General features: G+C 47.9%; 5 protein-coding genes. All 5 read right to left on the bottom strand.

From position 1 onward, the window contains the following. Positions 1–181 precede the first annotated feature (181 nt). On the bottom strand, positions 182–1,138 hold the full coding sequence (locus tag QXT17_RS07450; RefSeq protein ID WP_020961761.1) for an ABC transporter ATP-binding protein: 957 nt from the start codon (positions 1,136–1,138) through the stop codon (positions 182–184). Further along, complete coding sequence (locus QXT17_RS07445) at positions 1,135–2,115, bottom strand: ABC transporter ATP-binding protein (protein ID WP_020961762.1); 981 nt, start codon at positions 2,113–2,115, stop codon at positions 1,135–1,137. Before QXT17_RS07445 ends, QXT17_RS07450 begins: the two co-directional genes overlap by 4 nt. A gap of 2 nt (positions 2,116–2,117) precedes the next feature. Further along, on the bottom strand, positions 2,118–2,993 hold the full coding sequence (locus QXT17_RS07440) for an ABC transporter permease (protein ID WP_342814477.1): 876 nt from the start codon (positions 2,991–2,993) through the stop codon (positions 2,118–2,120). A gap of 1 nt (position 2,994) precedes the next feature. Continuing rightward, entirely contained in the window at positions 2,995–4,008 is a 1,014-nt protein-coding gene (locus QXT17_RS07435) for an ABC transporter permease (RefSeq protein WP_342814478.1), read from the bottom strand. A gap of 53 nt (positions 4,009–4,061) precedes the next feature. After that, the coding region (locus QXT17_RS07430) for an ABC transporter substrate-binding protein (RefSeq protein ID WP_342815814.1) at positions 4,062–5,392 on the bottom strand (1,331 nt) is incomplete at its 5' end.

The raw sequence follows: 5,392 nt of genomic DNA, 5'->3' as shown, positions 1-5,392 counted from the left end.
AAGTTGATACTTAATTGAAGTGACGAGATAGGAAAATTATAATCAAGCGGGCAGACGAGGGGACCCGACAAAAACACCTAAAAGAGTACATCGATGTGTTCAAAAGGAACCGGTAGAGTTGAAAAAGAAGGGCGTCCTTCAAGAGTAAAAAATGGGAGATGTTTACCTAGAAGAACTTTGATTACTCGTAGAGCCAGCACTTGACTTTTCTCCCGTCTTTTGTAATGACTGGAGGTGCCTGTGTTATACACTTGTCCATCCTGTAGGGACACCTGTCTGCAAATGGGCATCCAGTAATCTTTCCTGCAAACTCAACCTTCCCAGGTCTATATTTTATTTTTTCTTCCCATGGCTTGTCGATGCTTGGAGTAGACTCTGACAGCATTTTGGTATAGGGGTGGAGCGGGTCCAATAAGATGCTGGCAGGACCCTCTTCTACTACTTGGCCCTTGTAGAGAACCAGAATCCTGTCTGAGGCATAGTGCATTGTTGCCAGGTCGTGTCCTATGAGGAGGATCGATATCCCAAGTTTCTGTTTGAGATCCAAGAAGATGTTGAGTATGTCTACCCTGGTTGAGGCATCAACCATGGAGACAGGCTCGTCTGCAACTATTAGGTCGGGCTTGACAAGAAGTGCTCTTGCTATGGATATTCTCTGAAGCTGTCCACCGCTTAGCTCGTGCGAATGCTTGTGGAGAACTTCGTCGTAGTTAATCCCAACCATTTCTAAGTGTTGCCTTATCATGCCCTCTGCCTCGACCTTGTCATGTGTAAGCTCGTAGTTGTTCACCACGTCGAAAAGGGGCTCGAGGACTGTTCTCCTGGGGTTAAAGGAGCCGTAGGGGTCTTGGAAGACTCCCTGGACATGTTTATAGTAGTTTTTGAGGAAGCTAGCAGAATAAATGTTAGTGATGTCTTTGTCTCTGAAAAGTAGCTGGCCACTCGAGGGCTTGTATACTTTGAGTATTATTCTGGATATTGTTGATTTTCCGCTACCAGACTCTCCGAGCAAGCCTACGATTTCGCCTTTCTTCACGTCAAAGGACACATCACTTAGTGCCTGCACGACCGTGGAGCCGAATAGTCCGAGCTTAAATGTCTTCGACACGTTCCGGAGCTCAATTATTTTTTCACTCATTCCTTTCTCACCTCATAATATAACCAACAAGAAACCCTGCGACCGTTTGCCAGAGTGACTACTGGGGGCTCGTCCGTAAAGCAACGTTTAACAGCGTATGGGCACCTTGGATGGAAAACACAGCCTGGCAGCGGAGCGGCGAGGTTTGGCGGGACACCTTTTACGCCCTCCAGCCTAGTAGTTGTATAGTGTACGCCTTTGGGTGGAATAGCCTTGATTAGCATCTTCGTGTAGGGGTGGAGCGGGTTACTGATAATTTCGTCTATGGGTCCTTCTTCAACGATTTTTCCTCCATACATTACAACTATTCTGTCGGCGATCTGCCTAATTGACGAGATGTCGTGTGAAATTATGAGGATAGACTCTACGATGCCGCTGTCTCTTAGGTCTTTTAGAAGCTCCAAGACGTATCTCTGGCTAACGACGTCCAATGCCGAGGTAGGCTCGTCCGCGATTAGCAAGCTAGGATTGAAAAGTGTCGCAATTGCTATTGCAACCCTCTGTCTCATGCCTCCTGAGAGCTCCAGTGGGTACATGTCTAGAACCTTTTCTGGTAAATTCATCATGTTGAGCCTCTCGACGAATATTTTCTCTAGCTCTTTGGGGTCAACGTCTTTCTCGACTGCCAAGTCGTGTAGGAATACTCTAAGCTTTCTTATCACAGGAAGCGCATCTAAGACGTACTGCGGTATTATCGAGACCTTTTTTAAGAGTATTTTGCGGCGCAGAGCTGGACCTATCTTTACGAGGTCTATGTCCCCGTTTAATACGGCTGAGCCGTCCACAATATGCATTGGGGGCTTCGGCAACACAAGTGACTGGGCCAGTGTAGATTTTCCGCTACCAGACTCTCCTATTAGACCAACTATGCTTCCCTTGGGGACATCAAATGAAACCTTGTTCACTGCCTTGATGGTTGCAAACAGTGTCCTATAGTGGACAGTAAGGCCCCTAACCTCAAGCGTATTTGCCGACACATCTATTCACCTCTAGCCCTAGGATTGAATACCTCCTCAAGCGAATTGACGAGGAGGTAAAGCGAAGTTATCAGGACGACTATCACTATTCCTGGAAGGAGCCATGCCCACCATACCCCTGATACCAGTGCCCCCATCTGGAGCCACTGCTGTACCCTTGCGAATAGGGACCAGTCTGATGCCTTGATGCCGAGAAACTCTAATGTAACGATGGTTCCCAGGGCATTGGCAAGCTGTATAACGAAGACTAGGAGGACATACGACGCCATGTTGGGCAACAGATCCTTAAAGATTATTTTCAATGTAGAGTTGCCGCTAAGCTTCGAGACGGCTACGAAGTCGCTGACCTTTAGTGCCGAAGCTATAGACCTTGTAGCCCTGGCAGTCCAGTGCCAAGAAAGCAGACCCGTCATAACGCCGAGGAGCACTATTGTATATAGGTCTTTAAATGGCCCTGTCACTGGGGCTCCCAAGATGTAGAATGTCCCCAGGATGACTAAGAGAAAAGCCGGCGGAAGCATCAGTAGGAGAATTGTTAAACCGTCTAGAACTGAGTCTGTTACTCCACCTACGTAGCCGGCTATGATGCCGAGGCCGACACCGACTATTGTTGCGATTAGGGCGGCAATAAGTCCTACTGATAGGGATACCCTTAGCCCATACACAGTTGCACTGAAGACATCGTATCCCATATTATCGACACCGAAGGGGTGTTCCCATGAGGGTGGCTGGGACCTCACTGGGAGAACCTGGTTGGGCTTGTATGGCGTCAAAAAAGGCCCAATTATGGCTAAGGCGATTACTGCGAGGATTGCTGAGACGCAGAGCCAGAACATCTTATTCCTCTTTAACAAATAGATAGTTATGCTTCTCGACATTTTACACACCCGATATGCCGAGCCTTATCCTTGGGTCTAGCATTGCGTACAAAATGTCCACAATAAAGTTGGCTACAATAACCATCAATGTGTAGGCGACAATTATGCCCTGGATGAGAAAGACGTCCCTGAAGTTAATTGCATAAATCAAAGCTATGCCTGCTCCAGGATAATTAAACACAGAGGAGACAACGATGCCCGCGACTATTATCGTTCCTAGCTGTATTCCGAGACCAGATATCTGTGGATTAATAGCGTATCTGAACGCGTACTCTGCAATTTTCCTGTCGGAGAAGCCGAGCATCTCCATGTACCTGGAATAGTTTGAGCCAAGCTCCTGAATCATCATAGACCTCATTCCAGAGGCCCATCCACCAATAGCTATGAGGGTCAGTGACAAGAAGGGGAGAGTGTAAGCTTTCAAGAAATTTGTCAGGGTCTCCCCGTTGAAAGAAGTGAAAATAGCGTCTATGTCGCTAGACATAATCGTTGCCTTGAATACGGGATAGACCACGCCGAGCTCATAGGCGAAGAGGAGCCCAAGTAGGAAATAGGGAGTAGCTGTTAAAACGTAGAATATGGGCAATAGAAACTTGTCGAGCTTTCTGTTCCTAGCGGCTAGAGCACCGATATAGTTCCCGATGAACCAGCTAACGAGGACGCTTGGCGTCAAGAGTAAGAGATCTCTAACGAGTATCTCACGCAACTTGCTTGTTACCGGTGCAGAGAAATAGGTGCTGTAGCCTAGGTCACCCATTACTAGCCTGCTCCAAAACAGTGCGTACTGCTGTGGCAGGGGAAGGTTCCACCCTAGAAACTCTAGAGCTCTTCTCCTGTATTCTTCGATTTGTTCCTCTGTGTACCGTACGCCTGGAGCCATCATGGACCTCATTACATTGGTGAGGGCTGGGTCGCCTGGGGCGAAGCGGATAAGTAGCCATACAATAGTTATGGCAATAACGAAGACGACTAGATATGTTGCTCCGCGCTTTAGAATATAGGATTTAACAGACATGTTTTTCTACACCTAAAAATGTAAAACCAAAAAAATATATTTTTTAATTTTCTTTATTTCTTTCCCGCCTCTTCTTTTTTGGGCTTCTTTCTAAGGAACATGTAGACAGCTATGACAATGATGACAAGCACTACGATGACTATGCCTATTGTAGTGTAGTCTGGGCCAGCAGGAGCTGTTGGCTGTGTAGTTGGCTGGGGCTGTTGCTGTGCTGGCTGTGTTGCCGGCTTGAGGTTGAGGAGCACCAGCAAGCCGCCGTGTTGCCATTGTCCGTTCCAGTTTGTTGGAACAGCGTATGGGTTATTCTCGTTCGGCCACCCTGTCCAGTACTTCTGGGAAGCAAGGAACCAGTAACCATTCAGCCAGAGTGGTAATGCTGGCATCTCGTCTAGCAAGATCTGCTGGATGTCCCTCAGGACGCTCTTCATCTTGTCTGTCTGGTCTGGAGGTATCTTGCCGAGCTGGGTAATCAGTTGCTGTAGCTTCGCGTTCTGGTATCTACCCATGTTTCCTGTCCATATGCCAGGCGTAGCGTTGTAGGCCCAGTAGTATAGCTGGTATGGAGTGGGCGCGGCGAAGCTTCCGAAGTTGTTTATAGCTGCGTCATATGTGCCCTTGTCTATTTGCTCAACATATGCGCCGAAGTCTGGGAAGACAGCTTCCGCGTTTATTCCGACAGCCTTCAAGTCGTCTGCTATGCTGATTGCGGCGAACATCCAGTCTGTCCAGCCATAGGGAACAATTATTGTTACTTTTAGTGGCTTGCCGTCTGGGGTCTCGCGCCAGCCGTCCCCATTGACGTCCTTGTATCCAGCCTGGTCTAGGATCTGCTTCGCCTTCTGTGGGTCATACTTGTATCCATACTGGTTCAACAAGTCTGTGGCAAGGTATTGTTGCCAATATGGTAGGAGGCCAACAGGGTTTGAGGCGACGACTGCACCTTCATAAGCCGAGTTAATTATCTTGTTTATGTCTATTGCATAGTAGAGTGCTTTCCTAAAGTTGGGGTCGTTAAATGGCTTCTTAGCCGTGTTCAAGAAGAGGAATGCAACGTTTGCCGACAAGTAGTATGGGCTCTTTGAATAGAATGAAACTACGTAGCCTTTCTGAACCATTGTTGGTCCTCCAGGTATGTAGAAGGTACTCCAGTCGAGCTCGCCGGCTCCCAGCATGTTGGCAGCTACCTGGTTGCTGTAGACAATTACTCCCTTTATGTACTTGGGGCCTGGAAGCTTTCCGAAGACGTCTTTGCCCCACCAGTTGTCGACTCTTTCCAGTATGAAGTAGTCGTCACCTGTGTATAGCACCTTGTACATTCCGCTTCCCAGAAGCTTTGTGGGATCCTTGTTTTCGGCAATGACGGGCCACTTGCCGAGGTCTGTCA

It is taken from the genome of Thermofilum sp., from assembly GCF_038871435.1.
In the GTDB taxonomy this organism is placed as follows: domain Archaea; phylum Thermoproteota; class Thermoprotei; order Thermofilales; family Thermofilaceae; genus Thermofilum; species Thermofilum adornatum.
This window is presented reverse-complemented; position numbering and strand designations above follow the sequence as displayed.